We start from the raw sequence: 24,176 nt of genomic DNA on the forward strand, positions 1-24,176 counted from the left end.
CTCCCTGAGTGTCGGAGTCTGCGCCAGCAGATCACGGCGCAGGCGAGGGTAGGTTCGATCCTGACGCTTCCGGACGTTCGACGCGGGTGGGGTTGCCGCGTACGAGCTCGTCGTGGATGCGCCAGCGGGCGGTGGCGACGGCGTGCCCCGCCTCCTCGTCGCCGTGCTCGATGCGCTGTCGCAGCAGCTGTATGGCGATCCGGCGGTTGAGGCTGAACTGCCGCTCGGTGTCGACCACGACGACGATGCCCGAGGGACGGTGGGTGGCCCGTACCGCCGTGCTGGCCTTGTTTCGATGTTGACCGCCGGGGCCGCCGGTGCGGCAGGCCACGATGTCGACATCCGCCTCCGTGAACGTCGTGCGCGGGGTGTCGACCTGGCACGGTTGGGCGATGACGTACCAGTTCTTTCGGCCGTTGTCGGTCCGGTAGGGGCTGGGGGCCCGCCAGCACAGGGTTCCGCTCCACGAGGCGGCAAACGCGTCGGCGCCGGCTCCAGCGATTTGGACCAGGACCGATCGGTAGGTGCCGGGCCGGTCACCGGGGACGGTCTGGACCCGATGGGTCTCCAGATTCTGCCGGGTGGCGTCGGCTTCCAGGCGGCGCAGCAGCCAGGCCAGCGCCCAGGCGCACTCCTGCGGCCCGCGCCCGGCCGACATGAGCAGATGGATGCTCACGGCCGGCCTCGCTTGCGGCGGTGGTCCCGGCGGTCCCGTTGGGGCGTGGACCTGAGGTCGGGCGTCTTGTACGTGACCAGGGGGACGGTGGTGGCCACGGGCGTGGCAAGGTCGTGTTCGACGAGGTCGGCGATCACCTGCTCGATGCGTTTGTAGGCCGTTGGTGCCTCCTCGAACAGCAGCTGGCGATCGCCGCACACCACCAGCGACCCCACCGGCGTGCGGCGTAGCTCCTCGACCGTGTGCTTTGCCCGGCTCCGACGCAGGGCGTCGGCGCGGGACATCTTGCGGCCGGCGCCGTGCGCCACTGAATGGTTGGCATCCGGCCCGGCGTGGGCGGACACGAGATAGGAATGGGTGCCTCGCGTACCGGCGATCAGCACGTCGCGGCCGTCACCCGGCGCCGCCCCTTTGCGGTGCAGGTAGACCCCGTCGCGGATCTCGACCAGGTTGTGGCACTGGTCGACGACCGGCTCGGTGGGCTCGGTCCCCAGGGCATGAGCGACCCGGGCGGCCATCAGCCGCCGGTTGAGTGATCCCCAGCGTACGGCGTCGTCATGCATCGCCAGGTAGGCGGCGGCATCAGGCGCGGGGCCCGCGCCGTGGACTTCGGTGTGGGCCCGCAGGATCCGCTCGCCCAGTCCTCGGGAACCGCTGTGGACGATGAGCACGAGGTCGCCGGCGGCGAGCCCGAGACGGATCGCGTGGCCCGGCTCGAAGACGGTCTCGATCCGCGCCAGCTCGACGAAGTGGTTACCCCGGCCGACCGTCCCGAGGCCCTCCCCATGACCGGCGGGAATATCGCCCTCCACGACGGCCCAGGCCGGGTCGTCGACATCCTGCTCGGGGTCCAGTGCGCGGTCGAGGTCGGGGAACCGGGCGGCAAGCTTCGCAGGTACGGCGCGCTTGAGCTTGATGGGGAACACGGCGATGCCGCAACCGATGTCGGAGCCCACCAGGAACGGGTACAACACGGTCGACGCCATGGCGGCGCCGATGGGGGCGCCCTTACCGGGGTGCAGGTCCGGCATGGCAGCGACGTGGATCATGCCGTCGAGGGCGGCCACCTGGTGGCACTGCGCGAGGGCATCGGACTCGATCCAGCTGGTCGGGGAGGCGAACACGGTGACGGTCGCCGAACACATTGCCGGGGTGGACCGCGGCGGGGACTCCTGCCGGGAGTGTTGCTGAGACAAGACGCTCTCTTCCCTGGAAAGGGTATGGACGGACGGCGGCATTACGGCGTGGGTCGTCGCCGTGAGGCCTTCGAGTACCGGGGTGCTGTCCGTCAGAACGTCATGGACACCACCTTCCCTGAGCCCACCGGGCACAGCAAGCGGTTTCGGCCGTACCGGCCCTATGCCTTGTGCTCCACGGCGTCGAGTCCCGCTGCGCGGGAAGGGGGCTGAGGCCAGCACGGGCCGCCGATACCAACCATCGTGCTACCGAGATGCGGGCCAGCGCTCCGCCCTCTAGGGCGGGGGTGAAGGCCCGCGCGGGAGGGCCGTCAAGCCCCGAGCGTGACCTAACCCGGCCGGTTCTGCTGCTCGATGTACTGGCGCAGGTCGGTCAAGGGGGCGCCGCCGACGGAGCCGGCGAAGTACGAGGCCGACCAGAGCCGGTTGGCCCGGTAGTAGTGGCGCACCAGGTCGGGGAACTCCTGCCGCATTCGGCGCGAGGACACGCCCTTGAGGCTGTTGACCAGCTTTGATATGGCGACCTTGGGTGGGAAGTTGACCAGCAGGTGCACGTGCTCGCTCTCGCCGTTGAACTCGACCAGTTCGCACTCGAAGTCGGCGCACACCGCCCGCATGATCTCTTCCAGTCGGACCAGGTGCCGGTCGGTGAACACCGTGTGCCGGAACTTCGTGACGAAGACCAAGTGGGTGTGCAGCACGAAAACGCAATGTCTGCCGGTACGAACATTCTCCAACTCAGTCATAGACCAATGCTAGGCTGTCCGATGTGCAGCTTCGGTACAACTACCGCGTCAACCCGACGCCCGCCCAGCAGGAAGCGCTGGCGCGGGCGTTCGGGTGCGCGCGGGTGGTGTTCAATGACGGGCTGCGCGCACGGCAGCAGGCCCACGACGCGGGCGGGCCGTACGTCTCCGACGGGGAGTTGTCCAAGCGGGTCATCACCCAGGCCAAGCAGACGTCCGAGCGGGCGTGGCTGGGCGAGGTGTCGTCGGTGGTGCTCCAGCAGGCTCTCGCGGACCTGAACACCGCGTACCGCAACTTCTTCGCCTCGCTGTCGGGCAAGCGCAAGGGCCGCAAGGTCGCGCCGCCGCGGTTCCGGTCACGCAAGGACAACCGGCAGGCCATCCGGTTGACCAAGAACGCCCGGTTCGCGGTGCTGGACAACGGCCGGCTGCGCCTGCCGAAGATCGGCGACGTGCCGGTCCGCTGGTCCCGGCCCCTGCCGGCCGAGCCCAGCTCGGTGACGGTGATCAAGGATGCGGCGGGCCGGTACTTCGCCTCGTTCGTCGTGCAGACCACCGATGAGCCGCTGCCTACGGTCGAGTCCGAGGTGGGCATCGACCTGGGCCTGACGCACTTCGCCGTCCTTTCCAACGGCAAGAGGGTCGCGGCGCCGAAGTTCCTGCGCCGGGCGGCCCGCAAGCTGCGCCGGTTGCAGCAGGACCTGTCCCGCAAGCAGCGGGGCAGCGCGAATCGCAAGAAGGCCGTCGTCATGGTGGCGAAGGCGCACGCCCGGGTAGCCGACACCCGGCGGGACTGGCAGCACAAGCTCTCGACACGGATCATCCGCGACAACCAAGCGGTGTACGTCGAGGACCTGGGCGTCGTCGGTCTCGGCCGGACCCGGCTAGCCAAATCGGTGCACGACGCCGGATGGGACAGCTTCACCGCGATGCTGGAATACAAGGCCGCCCGGCTCGGGCGGACCTTCGGCCGGATCGACCGGTTCTTCCCATCGACCCGAATGTGCTCGCAGTGTGGACGCATCAACGACAAGCTGCCGTTGAATACCCGAGCGTGGAACTGCCCCTGCGGAGCAGCCCACGATCGGGACATCAACGCCGCCATGAACGTGTTGGCCGCCGGACGGGCGGACAACTCAAACGACCGTGGAGCGCAGGTAAGACCACCAGCAATGGTGGCACCGCGCGGCGAAGCGGCAATCCACCCGGACGCCGCGTGTTCCACACGCAGCGTGGAGGGAATCTCCGTCCTTTAGGGCGGAGAGAACGTCAAGAACGCACCCACCGGTCCATGTAGGCCAGCAGCCCGGCCAGGTCGCTGCCGCCGGCCCGGTAGCCGATGTGCCCGTCGGGGCGGACCAGAAAGAGGCCGCTGGCGCCGGGGGTGACGCCGAGACGGCGCAGCGCGGGAGAGGCGGACGTGGACGCGGCTGCTGTGGCGTCGGGTTCGGTCAGCTGGTGGATGGTCAGCTGGTACTGATCCAGCGACGCGGTCGCGGCGGCCGGCCAGGCGCCGGGTGGCCCGCACAGCAGCAGGTGCCACCCGGGCGCGGCCGTGAGCTGGTGCAGCGTGCCGCTCGCCCCGCCGCCCGGGACGGAGGCGTCGGGCAGCCGGTCACCGGCCCGGGGGCCCTTGCGGGGCGCGCTCGGGTCCTCCGCCGACAGCGGGCTGTGCCGATAGCTGATGCCCAGTTGCGACACGGTGCGAAAGGCGAATGCCCGGACGAGCCTGGGTGCGAGCACGGCGGGGATGAGGGCGGGGGCCATCCGCGCGCGGGCGAAACGGACTACCGGGTTGGAGGAGGTCGCGACGGTGAACGCCCGGTCGGTGAAGCGCAGCACCATCCGGCCGACCGGCGCCCGCTCCGTGTCGTAGGTGTCCAGCAGCGCCGGATCGGGGTCGCCCCGCAGGGCCTGGGCGAGCTTCCACCCGAGGTTGACGGCGTCCTGGATGCCGGTGTTCATGCCTTGCGCGCCGGCCGGACTGTGGATGTGCGCGGCGTCGCCGGCCAGGAACACCGGCCCGGACCGGTAACGGTTAGCAGCCCGGTGGTGCAGCCGGAAGTTGGTCATCCACACCGGGTCATGCAGTCGCACGGTCGCGGCGGTGTAGGTGTCGGCGAGGGCCTGCACCTCGTCGAGCGTGACCGGTGCGTCCGGCGGAGTCAGGTCGGTGGGCGGCCGCATGGCCAGCAGCCGCCAGCTGGTGGGGTGGCCGAGGGGGAAGAGGAACAGCATCCCCCGCTCGGACAGGAACCCGTGCGCCGACCCGGGCTCGACGCCGTCGGCCTCGAGGTCGGCCAGCACGAACGTCTGCGGATACGCACCGCCTTCGAACCCGATCCCGGCAAGGTGGCGTACCGTGCTGTGCGCGCCGTCGCAGCCCACCACGTACCGGGCCGACACCGGCTCCTCGCGGCCGTCGGAGTGCCGCAGCGTCGCCACTGCGCCGTCAGCGGTACGGTCCAATCCGACCAGCTCGACACCACGGTCGACGGCAAGGCCCGCCGCGGCGAGATGCTCGCCCAGGATCCGTTCGGTGTCCGCCTGAGACAGGAACAGCAGATACGGGTACGCGGTGTCCTGCAGGCCCAGGTCGTACAAGGGCACACTGCGCTCCCGGCCGCGCACGTGCAGGCACAGGCGGACCGCCCGGTTGCCGGAGGCCACCAACTCGGCCGTCACGCCGAGACCCGCGAGAACCTCCAGGGTGCGGGGCTGAATCGCCAGCGCCCGGGACTCGTGGACGCGGTCAAGCGCCCGGTCGACCACCCGAGCCCGCACGCCGAAGGCGGCCAACTGCCCGGCCATCGCCAGCCCGGTCGGCCCCGCCCCGACCACCAACACCTCGACCGCGCTCATCAGCCGAGGACACGTCGAGGACACACGACCGTGGCCGCTACCGCCACCGTGCCGGCGGGGGCCATTGACCCGATCACGTACGCGATGCCGACCATCCACATCCCCCGACGCGATTCGCGACTGGCCCCTCGGGCCCGAGGATACCCGCTCAGGCAGCTGCGTGATCGATGATCAGCGACCACCCCAGTCCCGAGCGCGTGCGGTCAGCCGGGGCGCCCCCGCAGCATGGGCCGGGTCAACCGCCCGCCCATGGCGTCCCCGACCACCACCCCGGTCAGCACCAGCACGAGGAGGGCGGTGACCAGCACCGGGGGCCAGCCGCCCACCCACGGTGCCGCCGCCGCCAGCACCAGCAGCCAGAGCACCCGGTGCCACGGGACCACGCCGATGATCCGGTAGGTGAACAGGGTTCGCCCGAGCAGGAACAGCGCGGGCCCGCCGAGGAGCAGGACGGTCCAGCGCGCCGGTGTGTCGCCGGTGGGCCGCTCGATGACCAGGTCGAAACCGGCGGCGGTGCAGACGACGCCGGCCAGCATCACCAGGTGGGTGTACGGTGCCAGCCGGGTCGCCCGCCGGAGCAACTGCCCGGAGAACGTCCGCAGGATGGCGCCGGCCCCCAGGACGTAGATCTGCCAGAGCAGCAGCATGGCGACGAAGGCGGCCAGGAAGGCGGCCAGCCGGGCGCGGGTGAATTCCGCGGTGCTGATCTCCAGGGTCGGTACCAGGATGATGTCGCCGAGCGCCAGGATGACGAACTGCTGGTACCGCTCGCCCAGGTGCTCGGTCGTCTTCTCGTACTGCCCGACCGGTACCCGGCCGAGCCAGGGTGTGGGGTAGCGCGCCGCGGCCGCGACGTAGTCGATCGCCACCGCGACGGTCCAGAGCGTCCATCGCGGCGCGTCCGGCAGCAGCGCCCCGACGATCCAGAAGACGCCGGAGACCAGGAACCAGAAAAGGAAGCGTGCCGCACGCTCCTCGGCCTGACGCTGGTGCCGGTGCAACACGCTGACCAGCACCAGACCCCGCCACACGTGCGGGGTCACGTATCCGGTGGCGAAGATCAGCGCGTGGGCGTCGGAGGCCAGCGCCGCCGCCGTCACCACGGCACCGAGCATGGTCACCATCAGGATGGCCTGGATCGGACGCCGCTCGGGGTCGTAGAAGTCGGTGGTGGTCGAGGTGACCGACCAGGTCCACCAGACCGCCATCAGCATGAGGACGACCGGCCCGACGCCGGCCCACGAGTCCCGCTCGGCGATCAACATCGAGGTCAGCGCCAGGGCGGCCACGAAGACGACGTCGAAGAGCAGCTCCAGCAGGGTCGCCCGGGGCGACCCGTTCGGCCGGCGCACCAGCTCGGTGCTGCCTCCGGTCGTCATGCCCGGCCTCCCGTCGCCCGTCACACCCGGTCGCGGGCGACGTCGGCGCCGCGTTGCGCGCCGGCCGCCGGGCGTACGGCCTCCCGGGCGTCGCATCCTCGAGGATTATCGGTGCCGACGGGGTGGCCCGTCCCCGGATCAGCAATTCCGCCCGGCGGCCGGACTGCCGGCGGTGAAGGCTCGCCGCCCCGCCGCATGCTCCCCGCTACTCCCCATCTCGCCACGCGCCGCCACCGGATTCTTGATGCATTCAAGAAAGTAGAGCAAACTGCGCAGGGTGCCTACGACCTCGGACTTCGAGCGCATGCTGCGCGGGGCCGCGCTCCGCGTGACCCGTCCGCGGCTGGCGGCACTGACCGCGGTGCACGCGCATCCGCACGCCGACACCGTCTCGATCTTCGGTGCCGTGCGTAGGGAGCTTCCCGAGGTGTCCCACCAGGCCGTGTACGACGTGCTGCGTGCGCTGACCGCCGCCGGGCTGGTGCGGCGCATCCAGCCGTCCGGCTCGGTGGCTCGTTACGAGTTGCGGGTCGGGGACAACCACCACCACGTCGTGTGCCGGTCGTGCGGTGCCATTGCCGACGTCGACTGCGCCGTCGGCGAGGCTCCCTGCCTGACCGCGTCCGAGGACCAGGGCTTCTCGATCGACGAGGCCGAGGTCACCTACTGGGGCGTGTGCCCCGAGTGTCTCGCGGCACCAGCAACCAGTTGACAGAACGAGACATCAAGACAGGAGAAGGACCGACGTGTCTGACAAGAAGGCCGCGACTGAAAGCGTCAGCGAAAGCGAGAACCCAGCAATCCCCTCCCCGGCTCCCAAGCCGACCCGGCGGCCGAGGACCAACCAGGACTGGTGGCCGAATCAGCTGAACCTGCAGGTTCTCCACCAGCATGCGCCGCGAGCCACTCCGATGGGCGCGGACTTCGACTACGCCGAGGAGCTCAAGACCCTCAAGGTGGAGGAGCTCAAGCAGGACATCCTCGACGTGATGACGACGTCGCAGGACTGGTGGCCGGCCGACTACGGCCACTACGGGCCGCTCTTCATCAGGATGAGCTGGCACGCCGCCGGCACGTACCGCATCGAGGACGGCCGTGGCGGTGCCGGCGACGGGGCCCAGCGCTTCGCCCCCCTCAACAGTTGGCCCGACAACGCAAACCTCGACAAGGCCCGCCGGTTGCTCTGGCCCGTCAAGCAGAAATACGGCCGGAAGATCTCCTGGGCGGACCTCCTGGTCTTCACCGGCAACGTTGCGCTGGAGTCGATGGGCTTCAAGACCTTCGGCTTCGGCTTCGGGCGAGAGGACATCTGGGAGCCCGAGGAAATCTTCTGGGGGCCTGAGGACACGTGGCTCGGAGACGAGCGCTACAGCGGCGACAGGGAACTCACCGGTCCTTTCGGTGCTGTGCAGATGGGCCTCATCTACGTGAATCCGGAGGGTCCCAACGGCACCCCGGATCCGCTGGCGTCCGCCCGGGACATCCGGGAGACCTTCCGTCGCATGGCGATGAACGACGAGGAGACGGTCGCACTCATCGCCGGCGGCCACACGTTCGGCAAGACCCACGGTGCGGGCGACCCCAGCTTGGTCGGCCCCGAGCCCGAGGGCTGCCCCGTCGACCATCAGGGCCTTGGCTGGAAGAGCACCTTCGGCAGCGGCAAGGGCAAGGACACGATCACCGCCGGGCTCGAGGGGGCGTGGACGCCCACCCCGATCACGTGGGACAACAGCTTTTTCGAGACGCTGTTCGGCTACGAGTGGGAGCTGACCGAGAGCCCTGCCGGCGCGAAGCAGTGGAAGCCGAAGGACGGCGCCGGGGCGGACGCCGTGCCCGACGCGCACGACCCCTCGGTCAGGCACGCCCCGATGATGGCGACGACCGACCTCGCGCTGCGGGTCGACCCGATCTACGAGCAGATCTCGCGGCGTTTCCTAGAGAATCCGGACGAATTCGCGGAGTCGTTCGCAAAGGCGTGGTACAAGCTGTTGCACCGCGACATGGGACCCGCTTCGCGCTACCTCGGCCCGTGGGTTCCGGAGCCGCAACTGTGGCAGGACCCCGTCCCGGCGGTCGATCACGAGCTCATCGCGGACGAGGACATCGCTGCCCTCAAGGCCAAGCTCCTCGCGTCGGGACTGTCCATCTCGCAGCTCGCCTTGACCGCGTGGGCGTCGGCGGCGAGCTTCCGCGGCACCGACAACCGTGGCGGGGCCAACGGAGCGCGGATCCGCCTCGAACCGCAGAAGAACTGGGAGGTCAACGACCCGGCCGAGCTCGCCACGGTGCTGCAGACCCTGCAGCAGATCCAGCAGGAATTCAACAACTCACAGTCCGGTGGGAAGAAGGTCTCGCTTGCCGACCTGATCGTCCTCGGCGGATGCGCGGCCGTCGAGCAAGCGGCCAGGAACGCCGGGCATGACGTCACGGTCCCGTTCGCACCGGGGCGCACGGACGCCTCCCAGGAGCAGACCGACGTGGAGTCGTTCGCCGTGCTCGAACCGAAGGCAGACGGGTTCCGCAACTACCTGCGAGCCGGAGAGAAGTTGTCGCCGGAGACCCTGCTGCTGGACCGGGCCAACCTGTTGACGCTGACCGCTCCCGAGATGACGGTCCTGATCGGCGGCATGCGGGCCCTGAACGCCAACGTGGGGCAGGCACGACACGGCGTCTTCACCGACCGGCCCGAGACGTTGACGAACGACTTCTTCGCGAACCTGCTCGACATCGGCACGGAGTGGAAGGCAGCCACCTCGGCCGAGAACGTGTTCGAGGGGCGGGATCGCGCCACGGGCGAGGTCAAGTGGACCGCCACCGCCGTTGACCTCCTCTTCGGTTCGAACTCCCAGCTCCGAGCCATCGCAGAGGTCTACGCCAGTGACGACGCGCAGGAGAAGTTCGTCCAGGACTTCGTGGCGGCGTGGGTCAAGGTCATGAACCTGGACCGGTACGACCTCGCCTGATGCGACGGGGCTGCAACGCGCCGGCCTGCCAGCCGCGCTGCGCTTCCATGATCTCCGGTACTCCGACGCCACCGGGCTGACGAGGTACCGGAGATGACGTGGGCGGGCAGCTCGCCGCTGCCCGCCCACATGAACCGTCAGAGCTGGCCGAGCACGGCGAACGGGTCGGCGCCGTCACCGCTGTCGACGGCGACGATCCGCCGCCGCAGCGTGAACGTCTCGCCCGGTGCGAGGGTCACCTGACGCTGACTCATCACCCAGTTGTACGCGGCGTACGCGACGAAGCTGGTGTCCTCGTAGAGCAGTCCGTAGGTCTGCCGGTCCGAGCCGGTCATGCCGATCCAGGGCGCGGTGGGCGGGTAGTCGGCCGGGGTACCGCTGGTGATGGTTCCGTGTCCGGCGACACCGCTGCGCTGACCGGCGCCGTCGTGGTCGAGGGCGTCGCCCGTCCAGAAGCTGCGCGGCACCGTGCCGAGGTTGGTGAAGACGCTCTCCGCCGCCACCCACGGTTCATTCGGCCGGATGGTGTACGTCGTGACGACCTGGAGGTCGGGCAAGGCCGTGCTGGTGCCCATGGCTCGTACGCTCGCCACCGGCGCCGTGGCGGAGAGCACCTCCACGGCGGTGGACCGGACGGTGCGCTGCTGCCAGGCGTTGCCGCCGCGGGGCTGGGTCGCCGAGGCGTACGGCAGGTTGATCCAGTCGAGCTGGTCGAGGCGTCCGACCGCGGCCAGGTCCAGTGGCTTGCCAACGGTGACCCCGGACAGTTGCGGGTCGTCAGTGCCGGCCGAGACGGCCAGGGCCACCAGGTCGTTGCCGAGTACCAGGTCGGACGTTCCGGCCTCGGATTGCGGTCCGGGGACGATGCGACCGGTGCCTGCCCTGGTCGATGCCCGGTGCAACCGCAGGTCGAGCTCTGTCGGTATGCCCTGGACCACCGTCACCGGGTGGCTCACCGGCTCATAGCCGACGCCGTTCACGGCAACGGTGTAGTTGCCCGGCGGCGCGAAGGCGAGGACCTCCCCCGACGGGTCCGTGGTACTCGCCACCAGCTGGCTGCCGTCCGTCCTGGTCACGGTCACCTGCACGTTCAGCAGCGCCGCGCCGGTGGCCGCGTCGGTGACCCGACCGACGATGCCGTCGCCGGCGTCGATCCGGTACGCCCCCGGTACGCCGTCGCGCACCTCGAACGCCGCGATCGTGTACGCCGGTGAGGCGGCATCGCGGGCGCTCAGCACGATGCGCAGGTCCGCGCGCCAGCGCTTCTCCGTGACGTCGCAGATCACGTAGCCGCGGTAGCCGCCGTTGTAGAACTTGACGTGCGGGTTGGCCGCGAGGCCGGCCCGGACGTCGGCGTCCCAGCCGGCGCCGAAGGAGATCGACGTGCCGACGAACTCGGTGGCGATTGTCTTCGAGCCGGGGTCGGCGAAGTCGGTCTTCAGGTCGTTGACCCAGTGCGTGTGCCAATCCCCGCTGAGGACGACGGGATTCGGTACCTGGTGCGTGGCGATGAAGTCGAGGATGCGGGACCGTGCCGGTGGGTATCCGTCCCACTGGTCGAGGTTGACGATCTGCCCGGGCCCGAGGTCGTAGTCGAAGGCAGCCATGATGGTCTGCTGGGCGACGACGTTCCAGCGCGCCTTCGACCGGAGCAGCCCGTCGAGCAGCCAGCTCTCCTGTTCGGGGCCGGTCATGGTGCGGGTCGGATCGAAGACCTCGCCGGTCGGCTCCTTACGCCCGTCGCCGAGCGCCTGGTCGCTGCGGTACTGCCGGGTGTCGAGCACGCTGAACTGGGCCAGTCGCCCGAAGTTGAGCCGGCGGTACATGAGCATGTCGGGCCCGCTGGGGCGCTGCTCGGGGCGGAGCGGCAGGTGCTCGTAGTAGGCCTGGTAGCCGTTGGCGCGGCGCTCCAGGAAGGGCCGGCCGTCGGCCGGGTTGGGCGGGATGGGGCCGGCGTAGTTGTTCTGCACCTCGTGGTCGTCCCAGGTGAGGATGAACGGGAACCGGGCGTGGGCGGCGCGCAGGTCGGGAGAGGTCTTGTAGAGGGCGTGCAGCCGACGGAACTCGGTCAGGCTGCCGTTGGTGGTCTCGTAGATGTAGTCGCCGAGGTGGATGACGAAGTCGAGGTCCTGTTCGGCCAGGTCCCGGTAGGCGGGAAAGGGACCACCCACCCAGGACTGGCAGGAGACAAAGGCGAACCGCATGTGGTCGGTCGTGTCGCCGGGCGGCGGCATGGTCCGGGTACGCCCGGTGCGGCTGTACACCCCGTCGGCCCGGAAGCGGTACCAGTACCAGCGGCCAGGGGCCAGATCGCCCACGAGCACGTGCAGCGTGTGCGCCGAGTTCGGCGCCGCCGTCACCTCAGCGGACCGGACCAGCTGGCGGAACTGCGGGTCGCGGGCGACCTCCCACTGGACCTGGACGGGATCTGGCGGCATGCCGCCGTCGGCCGCGTTCAGCGGATCCCGCACCAGCCTCGTCCACAGCACGACGCTCTCGTGGTCCGGCTCGCCGGACGCGACACCGAGGGCGAACGGCGCCGGATCCAGTTCGTCCGCGTATGCCGCGGGGAGTTCGGCAACCAGTTGGCTCACGGCAACCATGCCGGCGGTACCGCCCGCGATGGCCAGGAACCGTCGCCGGCTGATGGGGGATGCGTCCGCCACTGCCACACCTGCCTTGATCGAGACGTAGTCGTCCCGACAGCGTCGACAGTCCGGCTGCCCGGCCAATGACGATCATGTGAAGGGCAGCGGTACGGCGGGTGGCAAACCCCGCTCGACGTGCCTGGATTGTGGATTGCAAAGACGTACACCGATTCAGCGGCTTACCTGCTGGGCCACTGAGGGCAGCCGCCGGGGCCGCCGAGGCGGGACGACCCGCAGCGCGCGCGACATGAGTCCGGATGGCGTGGGGGCCGGGGCGGCGGTGCCGCTCCGGCCCCCACGACGAGCCGTGCCTACCGTACGGTCAGTGGCACCTCGATCTTGTCGACGTCGGGTGAGTAGACCGGCGTCGTGCTGTCGATCTCGATCGTGTTGGCGCCGGCGTGCAGCTGCAGGGCCACGGTCAGGGTGGCCGGGATGTCCCAACCACCGCTGGGCGGGAAGGCCAGCGTGACGGCGTTCTGGCCGTTGGCCGAGACGGTCGCCGAGCGCGGGTCGTTCGTGGTGTAGCGGATGTTCACCTGGTAGGTGCCCGTCTTCGGCACGGTGACGCCGTTGATGCGCAGCGCGCCGCCGTTGTAGAGGCTGCCGACCTTCGCGGCGCCGGAGCAGTTGGCGCAGCCGGCGACCGAGGCGCCACGCGCGAGGCTGTTCGTGCTGGCCTCCGCCTCGTAGCTGGTCATCTTGACGGCCCCGTCCTTGGGCGTGACCTTGAACAGCCGGGAACCGTGCGACGGCAGGGTCGCTGCGATGCTGCCGTCGTAGACGCCGAGCTCCTTGTGCTGCCACAGGTCACGGACGGTGGCTTTGCCGCCGAAGCCGAAGCTGCTCCAGTTCGCGCTCACCTGTGCCGGGAAGCTGCCCATGTTGAACAATGCGATCGTGTACGTGCCGTCGCCGTTCTTCATGCCCCAGACCTGCGCGGAGCCGGTGGGCGTCACCGGGCGGGCCGGGATGCCCTGCTGGTCGACCGCGATCACCTCGCGGTTCGTGAGCAGGGATAGGCCGTAGGCGTCGAGCTTGGTGAGGTCGTCACCGGCGTAGAGCGGGGCCGCCGAGATCGCCCACAGCGTCATGTAGCTCTGCCGCTCGTCCTCGGTGATGCCGTCCATCTCGCCGTTTCCGACGTTGAGCGAGTCGAGGTTGTTCCAGCCGCCGGGGCCGGCCCAGGGCGTCCAGCCGGGTACGTCGTCCCACCGGATCTTGACGGAGTTGTTCCAGGTCACCAGGGTGTCGCAGTAGCACTCCACGTCGGTGTCGATCCGCCAGCCGTTCGAGTACCGCTTCCAGTCGGCGGCGTAGTTCCGGTCCAGCGACCAGGACAGGAGAAACTCCATCGGGCGCCCGGTCTTGGCGATGGCCGCCTGCCAGGCGGCGACGTCCGCGACGTTGTTGTAGTTGTCGCCGCCGCGGAACGAGCCCGGCCCGACGCCGTCGAACTTGAGGAAGTCGTAGCCCCAGTCGGCGATCAGCTGTGCCTGCGAGTCGATGTACTTCTGGGCGCAGGGCTTCGAAAAGTCGATCTTGTATGAACTGTCCCAGCCGTTCGTCGTACGCAGGTCCGGGTACACAATGTCGGCGGTCGTGCATGCGGGGGCGTTCCAGATCGGCGTCGTGCCGTTGTTGTACGCGGGCTTGGCCAAGCCGACGGCGAGGTAGATGCCGGCCTTGAGGCCCTTGGCGTGAATGTAGTCGGCCACGTACTGCATGCCGTGCGGGAACCGCTCGGGCGCGGCGATCTCGCGCCCGTACTGGTCGAAGTTCGACGTCCAGTTGTAGGTGTTCGACCAGCCGGCGTCGATGTTGACGTACTCGTAGCCGTACGGCTTGAGCCTGGTGGCGAGCGCATCGACCTGCGGCAGCAGGTTGGCCTCGTTGAGCCAGCTCGCGCCCCCGTTCGGGTTGAGTCCGGGATAGTTGCTGGCCTGCAGGCTCCAGCTGCTCCACCCCATGTAGGGGCGGTCCGCGATCCCCTGCGCGGCCGCCGCGGCGGCCGCCTTCTGCGCGGCCGCGCGGTCGGCGGCCGACGGGTCCTTCGTGGTGGCGCCGGGCGTCGCGCTGCCCGGCGCGGGGCTCGGCTTCGGACCGGGTACGGCAGTCTGCGTCTTCGGGCCGGGTGCGGCAGCCTGCGCCGGGATGGCGCCCGCGCCGAGGGCCACGGCGAGGGTGGCGGCAAGTGCCACGCCGGTGCGGACCCGGCTCTGGCGCCGGGCTGGGGGTTCGACTCGCTGCGCGGTGGCACGTAACGGTGACTTCACAGTCACACCTCCTGGTTGGGGGGAGCCGGGGGTGGTGCCTGTTGCGACATCGCCCGCCGGGGGCCGGATGGCGCCGGTGGGTCAGGGAACGACGAGCGACTGAATACTCACGGCAGCCGCTCCGCGCGCCCACTCCTCGAGAGGCAGCGGCCATTGCCGCTGGGGGCCGCGGCGAAGCGAACCCGCGCCGGAGTCGGGATACATGGAGGAAACCTAGAATCAATAATTAACTTCGTCAAGCATTGATTTCCCCAAGTCCTCCGCTCGGCGCCCGCTTCCGGCCGGCACTGTCGAGTTCGATGCGCACGTCGAAGCAGGACCGGAGGATGATGTCGGGCGTCTCCTGGCCGCGCTGGACGATGCTGTTGTCCCGGAAGCGGATCCCGCGTGTGCTCTTCGCGTCGAGCGCGGGCACGCCGTCGAGCACGAACTGGTTCTCCGTCACGAGCACGCCACTGTGGACCGCACGTCTCTGATCGCACTGGGTGTTCCTCGGATCGAGGTGGATTGCCGGTCCCCCCGGTTCGACGAACTCGTTGCCGCGGATCGTCACGTCACGCACTGGCCCGGACTCCCACCATTCGGCGGCGTCGCCGGAGACGTAGATGCTGGCCATTCCCGTGTGCTCGAAACGGTTTTCCTCGATCAGCACGGCACGGCGGCTGGTCACGAGCACTCCGCGCGTGGGGACGTTGCGGAAGATGTTGCGGACGATCTGCACGGTCGGCGTCCGAGTGACGTTCTCCACGGCGGTCCACCCGACGAGACCGTCCGGCAGCTCCCGTCGAAGAGGCAGTCGCGCACGACAGCTCGTCCCGAGCAACCGGAGAACTGGGATGAAGTCGGCGAAGCCGGCGCTGTGCCGCCCGCTGTCCGGCGGAGCCTGGAACTGGCACCCCTCGACGGTGACGTCCCGGCTGGTCTGCGCGGCCACGCCGAAGCCGTGCAGGAAGCGGAACCGCATCCGCGACAGCGTCACCTCGGCACTGTCGAGCACGAGCGCGCCGGGGTGGTCGCGGGTCGTCGACCGCATCGAGTAGACCAGTCCCAGGTCGGCCGGTTCGTCGGCGTACTCGTAGTCGATCCGGATGTCGCGCTCCCCCACCACCCGGATCGACCGGACGTCCTCGAAAAGGGGTTCGGGCCGCGCCACGTCCGCTGGGTGGCGGGATCGTGGACCTGGGTGTACGCGAGCGCGTCGCGCCCGGACCAGGCGACGACGCCGCGGGCACCCGGATCAGGCGGTAGGCCCGGCCTGCAACGACGCCCGCGCCGACCACGGTGGCATCGACGACCGTCGGCACCGCGAAGTCGAACTCGAGCCCCTCGATGCGTACCCGCTGCGAGTCGAGGACGGCGAAGGTCGTCTGGAGCCCGTGCAGGACGAGACGGGCGCCCTCCCCGGCGATGACAAGATCGTCCGTCGCCTCCACGAGCAGCGCCATCGACTTGACGCGGTGTCGCGGGTCGTCCCCCACCGTGTTGGACACGTACAGCTCACGTCCGTGCGCGCGGTCCGGCCACAGGTGGTAGGCGCCCGGCGGGAAGCGGAGCCGCACCGGGCCGGCCGCGGCCCGTGCGGCGCGCAGCGCCGCCCGGACGGCGGGCGCGGCGTCGGTGTGCGGCTGGTCGGGAAGCGCCCCGAAGTCGGTGACGTCGAGCAGTGCCGGCATGTGCGTCACGCCCCGGCCCGGGTGACGGGCACCGCCATCGCTAACCTGCCTCCGGGACGAAGTCGAAGCCGAGCCGCACCCGGGCGGCGCGGTACTGCCCGGACGACCGGACCGGTGGACCGCAGCTCGCCGAGCCGAGTCCGGTGACGCCCGCCGCCAGGTGCACCCACAGGAGTCCCGTCTCGTCCAGCTCCGCCGCGTGCCGGGCGCGCTCGAGCTGCTCGGTCGACCAGGGCCGCACCGCGACCTCGAATGGCTGGGCACCCTCGATGCGCAGGCCGCCCTCGGGCCCGGTCAACCGCAGCCAGCGCACGTCGGACCGGTTGCCGTTCTCCTGCGGCACGACGTACGGGACCTGCGCGTCCCGGACCGTCATGCGGTGCCGGCCATACCAGTTTGCGGAACGCGAGTCGGGGTAGCTCTCCCCCGGTCCCAGCCCGAGCCATTCGAGCTCCGCCGCACCCGGATCGGCGCAGCGCAGGGCGAGGACGACCCCCAACCGGGGTAGCGGCAGCCGCCACTCGCCACGGCGCTCGATCACGACGTCGAGCCGGAGGCGATCATCCCGGGCCGTCCAGTGGCAATCCACGTCGAATCCGCTGTCGATACCGGGGGAACCGTAGCGCGCGACGCGTCGTACGGACGCCTCGCCCAGTTGAACCTCGACCGTACGATCCACCAGGCGATCGAAGCCCGCCGCCCGCCAGCGGGTTTCCAGCGACACCTGCGCGCCGCGTCCCGGGTACCGGTCGTTTTCCGTCGGCGCGCGCCAGACATCGAGGCCGACCTGCGCGACCGCGAACGGACCCAGCGCCTTCGGTCGCGCCGCGTGGTCGAACCGCCCGTCCAGTGTGGCCGGACGGGGCTCTGCCGCCGGTGGCAGCGGCTCCGCCTCCCGTGACGGAGCAGCGGCGCGGCGCCGCTGTTGCGTCCGCGCCAGCACGTGCCCGGCGTCCACCCCGGGGCGTGCGCTCCCGGTCGCCGCCGTGACCGTCAGCCACAACTCCCCGCCCGCCGGTGCGTCCCGCTCCGCCCGGCGTACGGCAGGCGGGAGCGTGACCCGGGACTCCGACAGCGGCCCGACCACGATCCGGTCCAGCCGTCCCGCGTCCATCACCTCGCCGTCCAACTCCAGGAGCCAGCGGAAGTCCACCTCTTCAGTGGTGGAGAAGCTCCAGCGGTTCCGCACGCGAAGCTGGTCCCCGTCCAGGCGCATCCGCACCGGCGCGACGACGGCCGCGAGCTCCGAAAGTCCCGGCGATGGGGTCCGATCCGGGAAGAGCAGGCCGTCGATCACGAACGAGCCGTCGTGTACGGGCTCGCCGAAGTCCCCGCCGTAGCGGTAGGTGCGGCGTCCGTCCGGGCCTTCGCCGGCCAGGCCATGATCGGTCCACTCCCAGACGAAGCCGCCCGCCAGCCGCGGATACGCGTCGACGATCGCCTCGTAGTCGGCCAGCCCGCCCGGCCCGTTCCCCATCGCGTGCGCGTACTCGCACATCAGCATCGGCAGCCCGCGTCGGCGAACGTCGCGGGCGGGGTCGGCGAGCGCGGGCTCGTCGTGCCGTCCGATCGCGTCCAGCTCGTCGAAGGTCGGGTACATCCGGCTGTAGACGTCGACCGCCTCGCATTCGACGTCCTGCTCGTAGTGGATCGGCCGGCTCGGGTCACGATCCGACGTCCACCGGGCGTTCGCCGCAAGGTTGACGCCCCACCCAGCCTCGTTGCCGAGCGACCACATCACGACGCTCGTCGAGTTCTTGTCGCGCTCGACCGTTCGCCGCATCCGGTCGAGGTACACCTCGCCCCAGGCGGGGTCGTCGGAGGGGTTGCCCCGCCAGTCCACCAGCGAGAAGCCGTGCGTCTCGAGGTCGCATTCGACCAGCACGTACAGGCCGTACCGATCACAGAGCTCGAGGAAGTACGGGTCGGGCGGATAGTGACTGGTCCGCACCGCGTTGACGTTGTGCCGCTTCATTCCGATGACATCGCGCTCCAGCGCGTCCCTGGTCAGCGCACGCCCGGACCGGGCATCGAAGTCGTGCCGGTTCACCCCGCGGAACACCAGTGGCGCGCCGTTGAGCAGGAGCCGGCCCCCGTCGACGCGGACCGTGCGGAAGCCGATGTCGGCCGAGATCGTCTCGGCCCCGGTGGCGACCAGGACCCGGTAGAGCCGCGGCAGCTCGGCCGACCACGGTTCGACCGACGGGACGCGGATGGTCTCACCGGCTACGCCGCGAACGCCGAGCTCGGCCAGCTCCACCGTCACCGGTTCGCCGCTGCGCGCCTCGACCCGCAGGAGGCCGTCGCCGGTGTGCTGGTCGTAGTCCGCGACGATGTGGACATCGTCGATCCCACCCGCGGGGCGGTGGAGCAGCGCGACCGAACGGAAGATGCCTGACAACCACCACTGGTCCTGGTCCTCGACGTAACTGGCGAAGCTCCACTGGTGCACCCGCACCGCCAGGAGGTCGTCGCCCCCGGTGAGTAGCTCGGTCACGTCGAACTCGACGGTGAGCCGGCTGCCCGACGCCCGACCGACGGGCGAACCGTTCAGCCACACCTCGAACCAGGAGTCGACGCCGTCGAACCGGAGCAGCAAGCGTCCACCGTCCCAGCCGGGCGGACGCCGCACGATTCGGCGGTACTCGCCGGTGGGGTTCGCCTCAGGCACGTGCGGCGGGTCGATGGGAAACGGATAGCGCAGGTTCGTGTAGGCGGGGGCGCCATAGCCGCACAGCTGCCAGTGCCCGGGAACCTGGATCTCGTCCCAGGTGTCCCCAGGATCCGCGGGGTCCTTGCCGGAAAGCGCGGTCGGCGACCACGCGAACCGCCATCGCCCGTCAAGCGAGAGCTCACCCGCGTCCGAGCGGGTCCGGGCCCGGGGCGGCTGCGCTCCGACGGGCGGCGAAATGATCTCGTGAACTCCGGTCACCGGTTGCTCCCTTCGCTGGTAGTCACCCCCCGCCTTCGCCGCTCAGGTCGCGCGGGCCGGCAGGCGAAGGCCCGACATGCCCCCGTCGACGGCGAGCGACGTGCCCGTCACCGCGCCGGCGGTCGGCGACGCCAGATACACCACAGCCTCCGCCACCTCCTGCGCGGTGACCAGGCGGCCGGTGGGCTGGCGGGCGGCAAGCTGGCGCTTCTCGGCCTGCGGGTCGGCGGCGTTGGCCAGCAGCCGGGCCACCCACGGCGTGTCCACCGTGCCGGGCGCGACGCAGTTGACCCGGATTCCCTCGCCGACCAGGTCGGCGGCCATGGCAAGCGTCAGCGCGTGTACCGCGCCCTTCGATGCCGAGTACAGCGCCCGCTTCGGCAGACCGGCGCCGGCCGCGATCGAGGAGATGTTGACGATCGCGGCCGCTCGGGATCGGCGCAGGTACGGCAGCGTGACAGCGGTGGCCCGGGCGACTCCGGTCACGTTCACGTCCAGGACGCGTGCCCATTGCGCGTCATCGTTGGCCTCGACCTCGCCGACGGCGGAGATCCCTGCGTTGTTGACCAGGATGTCCACCCCACCGAACGCGTGCGCGACCGACGCTATCGCCGCGGTGAGCGAGGCGCGGTCGGCTACATCGGCCCGTACCCCGTGGACGCGCGGGTCCTCGGGTGCTCCCGCCGGATCGAGGTCGAGCACCCCCACCCGGGCGCCGGCGGCGTGGAAGGCCTCCACACAGGCGCGCCCGATCCCCGAGGCGCCACCGGTCACCACTGCCACCAAACCGTCAAACAACAAGAGTGCTCTCGCTTTCACATCCGCCCGGTGGGATTGACGTCGAGGACGCCCATGCCGGGCCGTCGGGGTAGGAGTAGGTGGCGATGCTGTCATGGCTCATTTCGGCCGAGAAGCCGGGCTGGGTCGGCGCGACGTAGTGGCCGTTGCGGACGATCGCCGGGGCGAGGAAGTGCTCGTGCAGGTGGTCGACGAACTCGAGGACCCGGTTCTCGGTCGTTCCCGACACGGCCACGAAGTCGAACATCGACAGGTGTTGGACGAGCTCGCACAGGCCGACGCCGCCGGCGTGCGGACACACCGGCACACCGTACTTCGCGGCCAGCAGCAGGATCGCGACGTTCTCGTTGACGCCACCGACCCGGCACGCGTCGATCTGCACGAAGTCGACCGCGCCCGCCTGCAGCAACTGTTTGAACACGATCCGGTTCTGCGCGTGCTCACCGGTCGCGACCCGGATCGGCCTGCCCTCAGGCGCCGCGGTGGCCAGGGCGGCGCGGATCGCGGCGTGGGCGAGCACATCGTCGGGGCTGGTGGGCTCCTCGATCCACCACGGGTCGTACGGGGCCAGCGCCGTCATCCACTCGACCGCCACTCCGACGTCCCAACGCTGGTTGGCGTCGACCGCGATCCGGATGCCCGGGCCGACGGCCTCGCGAGCGATCCGGAAGCGGTGGACGTCGTCGGACAGATCAGCGCCGACCTTCAGCTTGATCTGGGTGAACCCGTCGGCCACGGCCTGCTTCGCCAGCCGGGCCAGCTTCTCGTCGTCGTACCCGAGCCAGCCGGGTGAGGTGGTGTAGGCGGGGTACCCGCGGGCCTGCAGCGTTGCGATCCGCCCGGCCCGGCCGGGCTCGGCGTCCCGCAGGATCCGCAACGCCTCCTGTGGGGTGAGCGCGTCGGTGAGGTAGCGCCAGTCGACGAGATCGACGATCTGCTCGGGGGTCAGGTCGGCGAGATAGCGCCAGACAGGTCTACCGGCACGCTTGGCGACCAGGTCCCACATCGCGTTGATGAGCGCTGCGGCGGCGAGGTGTACGACCCCCTTTTCCGGCCCGAGCCAGCGCAGTTGCGAGTCGTGGGTGAGGCTGCGGGCGAACGCGCCGAGGTCGAGAACGTCGGGATCGACGCCGACGACGAACGGAGCGAGCGCCTCGATCGCCACCCGGCAGATGTCGTTGCCGCGGCCGATGGTGAACGTGAACCCGTGCCCGTCGGGCCCCTCGTCGGTGCGCAGGACGACGTAGGCGGCCGAGTAGTCCGGGTCGGGGTTCATCGCGTCGGAGCCGTCCAGCTCGCGCGAGGTCGGAAACCGTACGTCGAAGGTGTCGACGGCGACGATCACGGCCATCAGGCGCTCCTCAGGAGCGAACGCTGCCGGCCGAGACCGTCGATTCCGACCTCCATCACGTCACCCGGCGCCAGGTACGGGAAGCGGCCGGAGAGCGCCACACCCTGCGGCGTGCCGGTGTTGATGAGGTCCCCCGGATCCAGGACGGAGTACTGGGACAGGTGCCACACCAGGTATGCCACGTCGAAGATCATGTCTTTGGTGGAGGAGTCCTGCCGAATGTCGTCGTTGACCCATGAGCGCAGCCGCAGCGCCTGCGGGTCGGTGATCTCGTCGGGCGTCACCAGCCACGGTCCGAGCGGCTGGAAGGTTTCGCACGACTTGCCCTTCGACCACTGCCCGCCCGACCGCGCGAGCTGAAAGTCCCGCTCTGACACGTCGTTGGACAGTACGAACCCGGCGATGTGCGCGAGCGCGTCCGCAGGGGAGGACAGGTACCGGGCGCGCCGGCCGATCACCACGCCCAGCTCGACCTCCCAGTCGGTCTTCGCCGATCCCCGCGGGATCAGCACGTCGTCGAACGGGCCGACCACGGTGTTCGGGGCCTTGTAGAAGATGATCGGCGTGGTGGGCGGCTGTGCGCCGGACTCGGCCGCGTGGGCGGCGTAGTTCTGGCCGACGCAGAGGATCACGCCGGGGCGCGCGATCGGTGCCCCGATTCGCTGTCGCGCGATGTCGATCTCGGGCAGGCCGGTCGCATCGCCTACGCGCCGGAGCCCGTCCGACGCGAAGAACGCCGGGTCGAGATCGGCGGCGACCGACGACAGATCGAAGTGACGGCCGTCGGCGTACAGAACGGGCTTCTCCTCCCCCACCGGTCCAACCCGCATGAGCTTCAAGAGCCAACCTCCAGACGATAGGTACGGATCGCGGTGCCGGCCGCGACGGCGGCCCGCTCGCCTGCCGACAGCTCGCTCAGGCAACTGCCGATCGCCTCCAGGGCAGCGGGGTACGAGGCGACGAGTTCGCAGACCGGCCAGTCGGAGCCGACCATGAGCCGTTCGGGACCGAACAGGTCCAGGGCGGCATCGACGTACGGCCGGATGGTGGAGACGCTCCACCCGGGGCCGGCCTCGGTCAGCAGACCGGACAGCTTCGCCACGACGTTGCCACAGGCGGCCAGTCCTGCCACGGCCGCGCGCCACTCGGCGAACCCCTCGGCTCCCGCGCCGATCCGCGGCTTGCCGAGGTGGTCGAGCACGAAGACGGTGCCCGGGGTGGCGCGCGCCGCCGCGGCGCTGGCGGGCAACTGTCCGACCCGGACGATCAGGTCGTAGGTCAACCCCGCTGCGCCGATGGTGGCCAGCGCCGCCCGCACGTCCGCGCGGGCGAGGAACGCCGGGTCGTCGACGCCCTGCACCTGGTCGCGGATACCGACGAGTTTCGCTGCGCCGGGCAGGCCGCGGTAGCCGGCCAGGGTGGCGGACAGGTCCGGATCGGTGAGGGACGCCCAGCCGACCACGCCCGCGATGTGCGGAGTGGCAGCGGCCAAGGCGAGGAACGCGGCGGTTTCGGCGGCGTCGCAGCGGCCCGCCTCGACCAGAACACCAGCCGCGACGCCTGCCCCCGCCAGCCGGGGCGTGAGGTCGGCGACCGTGTAATCGCGCCGGATCGCCGCCAGACCCGGCGCGGCGAGCCACGGGTAGTCGGCGGTCCACAAGTGGTGGTGCGCATCGACGATCACGGTGTGGGCACCTCCTCCGGCAGCAGGCCGTCCTTCTTCAGATCGGCCCACATGGCGTCCGGGATCTCCCATTCGAACATGTCGGCGTTGTCGGTGATCTGCTCTGGATCCCTGGCGCCGACCACGACGCTGGCGACGGCCGGATGGCCGAGCGGGAACTGGATCGCCGCCGCCCGCAGTGGCACCCCGTGCCGCTCGCACACCGCCCGGATCGCCAGCGCCCGATCGATCAGACTCCGCTCGGCCGGGGCGTAGTCGTAGTGGGCGCCCGGCGTCGGATCGGCGAGCAGCCCCGAGTTGTACACCCCGGCCGCGAGAACAGAAATGCCTTTCTCCAGGCACAGCGGCAACAGCTCGGCCAGCCCTGACTGATCCAGCAGCGTGTACCGCCCCGCGAGCATGAAACAGTCGAAGTCACCGGCCCGAGCGAGATCGACCAGCATCTCCGCCTGATTCATACCTGCGCTGACCGCGCCGATGTCGCCCCGCGCACGCAACTCGGCCAGCGCCGGGTAGGCCCCGCTCACCGCCTCGTCGAAATGGTGGTCCGGGTCGTGAATGTGCGCAATGTCGACCCGGGCCAGACCCAGCCGCTGCAGGCTCTCCGCGTGCGAACGCAGCACCCCGTCGAACGAAAAATCGAAGACCGGACTGAGCTCGCTCGGCTCCACCCAGAACTCCTGCTCCGGGGCACCGCCCGGCACGAGCAGCCGGCCGACCTTGGTCGACAGCGTGAACTCCTCGCGCGGCTTGCCCGACAGCACCGCGCCGGCCCGGCGCTCGGAAAGGCCGCAGCCGTAGAGCGGGGCGGTGTCGAAGTAGCGCAGCCCAAGGTTCCAGGCCGCCTCGACCGTGGCCCTGGCAAGCTCGTCGCCGACGGCGGTGAACAGTCCCCCGATCGGTGCGAGCCCGAAGCCCAGCCGGGTCACCTCCACCTCGGTACGCCCCAGCCGGACCCTTTCGGTCGCTTTCACGCGCCCTCCTGCGAACCG

Annotated in this window: 17 protein-coding genes; 3 read left to right on the forward strand and 14 right to left on the reverse strand. The window is 70.3% G+C overall.

What is annotated here, in order from left to right; all coding sequences use genetic code 11:
- Positions 1–31: 31 nt before the first annotated feature.
- The 3 genes from prfH to tnpA form a co-directional block, all read right to left on the reverse strand.
- Positions 32–676 carry a peptide chain release factor H gene (gene prfH / locus GA0070613_RS30000; RefSeq protein WP_089015355.1) on the reverse strand — a complete coding sequence of 215 codons (645 nt, stop codon included), beginning with the start codon at positions 674–676 and terminating at the stop codon, positions 32–34.
- On the reverse strand, positions 673–1,821 hold the full coding sequence (locus GA0070613_RS30005; protein WP_089015356.1) for an RNA ligase RtcB family protein: 1,149 nt from the start codon (positions 1,819–1,821) through the stop codon (positions 673–675). Before GA0070613_RS30005 ends, prfH begins: the two co-directional genes overlap by 4 nt.
- A gap of 380 nt (positions 1,822–2,201) precedes the next feature.
- Positions 2,202–2,618 carry an IS200/IS605 family transposase gene (gene tnpA / locus GA0070613_RS30010; RefSeq protein ID WP_089015357.1) on the reverse strand — a complete coding sequence of 139 codons (417 nt, stop codon included), beginning with the start codon at positions 2,616–2,618 and terminating at the stop codon, positions 2,202–2,204.
- A gap of 23 nt (positions 2,619–2,641) precedes the next feature.
- On the opposite strand from tnpA, the gene GA0070613_RS30015 reads away from it, so the two are divergent.
- On the forward strand, positions 2,642–3,874 hold the full coding sequence (locus GA0070613_RS30015) for an RNA-guided endonuclease InsQ/TnpB family protein (protein WP_089015358.1): 1,233 nt from the start codon (positions 2,642–2,644) through the stop codon (positions 3,872–3,874).
- Positions 3,875–3,887: 13 nt separating this feature from the next.
- Here the strand turns inward: GA0070613_RS30015 and GA0070613_RS30020 are convergent, their stop codons facing one another.
- Positions 3,888–5,480 (reverse strand): FAD-dependent monooxygenase, encoded by a 1,593-nt coding sequence (locus GA0070613_RS30020; RefSeq protein WP_089015359.1) that lies wholly within the window; start codon positions 5,478–5,480, stop codon positions 3,888–3,890.
- Between the two features lie 203 nt (positions 5,481–5,683).
- Positions 5,684–6,859: a low temperature requirement protein A gene (locus GA0070613_RS30025; protein ID WP_157746571.1), complete on the reverse strand. Its 1,176-nt coding sequence runs from the start codon at positions 6,857–6,859 to the stop codon at positions 5,684–5,686.
- A 304-nt stretch (positions 6,860–7,163) separates the two neighbouring features.
- Between GA0070613_RS30025 and GA0070613_RS30030 the strand changes: the two genes are divergently transcribed.
- A complete protein-coding gene (locus tag GA0070613_RS30030; RefSeq protein WP_269459069.1) occupies positions 7,164–7,571 on the forward strand; it encodes a Fur family transcriptional regulator in 408 nt (135 codons plus the stop codon).
- A 34-nt stretch (positions 7,572–7,605) separates the two neighbouring features.
- On the forward strand, positions 7,606–9,822 hold the full coding sequence (gene katG / locus GA0070613_RS30035; RefSeq protein WP_089015362.1) for a catalase/peroxidase HPI: 2,217 nt from the start codon (positions 7,606–7,608) through the stop codon (positions 9,820–9,822).
- A gap of 137 nt (positions 9,823–9,959) precedes the next feature.
- Here katG and GA0070613_RS30040 read toward each other — a convergent pair whose 3' ends face one another.
- From GA0070613_RS30040 to GA0070613_RS30080, 9 genes are all read right to left on the reverse strand, one after another.
- Positions 9,960–12,488 carry an alkaline phosphatase D family protein gene (locus GA0070613_RS30040; RefSeq protein ID WP_089015363.1) on the reverse strand — a complete coding sequence of 843 codons (2,529 nt, stop codon included), beginning with the start codon at positions 12,486–12,488 and terminating at the stop codon, positions 9,960–9,962.
- Between the two features lie 293 nt (positions 12,489–12,781).
- Positions 12,782–14,746, reverse strand: a complete 1,965-nt coding sequence (locus GA0070613_RS30045) for an alpha-galactosidase D (protein WP_197699010.1) — start codon at positions 14,744–14,746, stop codon at positions 12,782–12,784.
- Between the two features lie 235 nt (positions 14,747–14,981).
- Entirely contained in the window at positions 14,982–15,779 is a 798-nt protein-coding gene (locus GA0070613_RS30050) for a right-handed parallel beta-helix repeat-containing protein (protein ID WP_157746572.1), read from the reverse strand.
- A gap of 680 nt (positions 15,780–16,459) precedes the next feature.
- The gene (locus GA0070613_RS30055) at positions 16,460–19,351 is read right to left on the reverse strand and encodes a glycoside hydrolase family 2 TIM barrel-domain containing protein (protein ID WP_089015365.1); all 2,892 of its coding nucleotides are present in this window, start codon (positions 19,349–19,351) and stop codon (positions 16,460–16,462) included.
- Between the two features lie 42 nt (positions 19,352–19,393).
- Entirely contained in the window at positions 19,394–20,125 is a 732-nt protein-coding gene (locus tag GA0070613_RS30060) for an SDR family NAD(P)-dependent oxidoreductase (protein WP_231929568.1), read from the reverse strand.
- Between the two features lie 16 nt (positions 20,126–20,141).
- A complete protein-coding gene (locus tag GA0070613_RS30065) occupies positions 20,142–21,500 on the reverse strand; it encodes an enolase C-terminal domain-like protein (RefSeq protein WP_089015367.1) in 1,359 nt (452 codons plus the stop codon).
- Positions 21,500–22,339 carry a fumarylacetoacetate hydrolase family protein gene (locus GA0070613_RS30070; RefSeq protein WP_089015368.1) on the reverse strand — a complete coding sequence of 280 codons (840 nt, stop codon included), beginning with the start codon at positions 22,337–22,339 and terminating at the stop codon, positions 21,500–21,502. Before GA0070613_RS30070 ends, GA0070613_RS30065 begins: the two co-directional genes overlap by 1 nt.
- On the reverse strand, positions 22,336–23,184 hold the full coding sequence (locus tag GA0070613_RS30075; protein WP_231929569.1) for an amidohydrolase family protein: 849 nt from the start codon (positions 23,182–23,184) through the stop codon (positions 22,336–22,338). The genes GA0070613_RS30070 and GA0070613_RS30075 overlap by 4 nt, the downstream gene beginning before the upstream one ends.
- Positions 23,181–24,158, reverse strand: a complete 978-nt coding sequence (locus GA0070613_RS30080) for an aldo/keto reductase (RefSeq protein ID WP_089015370.1) — start codon at positions 24,156–24,158, stop codon at positions 23,181–23,183. The genes GA0070613_RS30075 and GA0070613_RS30080 overlap by 4 nt, the downstream gene beginning before the upstream one ends.
- Positions 24,159–24,176: the final 18 nt, after the last annotated feature.

The sequence above is a fragment of the Micromonospora inositola genome, from assembly GCF_900090285.1.
GTDB lineage: Bacteria > Actinomycetota > Actinomycetes > Mycobacteriales > Micromonosporaceae > Micromonospora > Micromonospora inositola.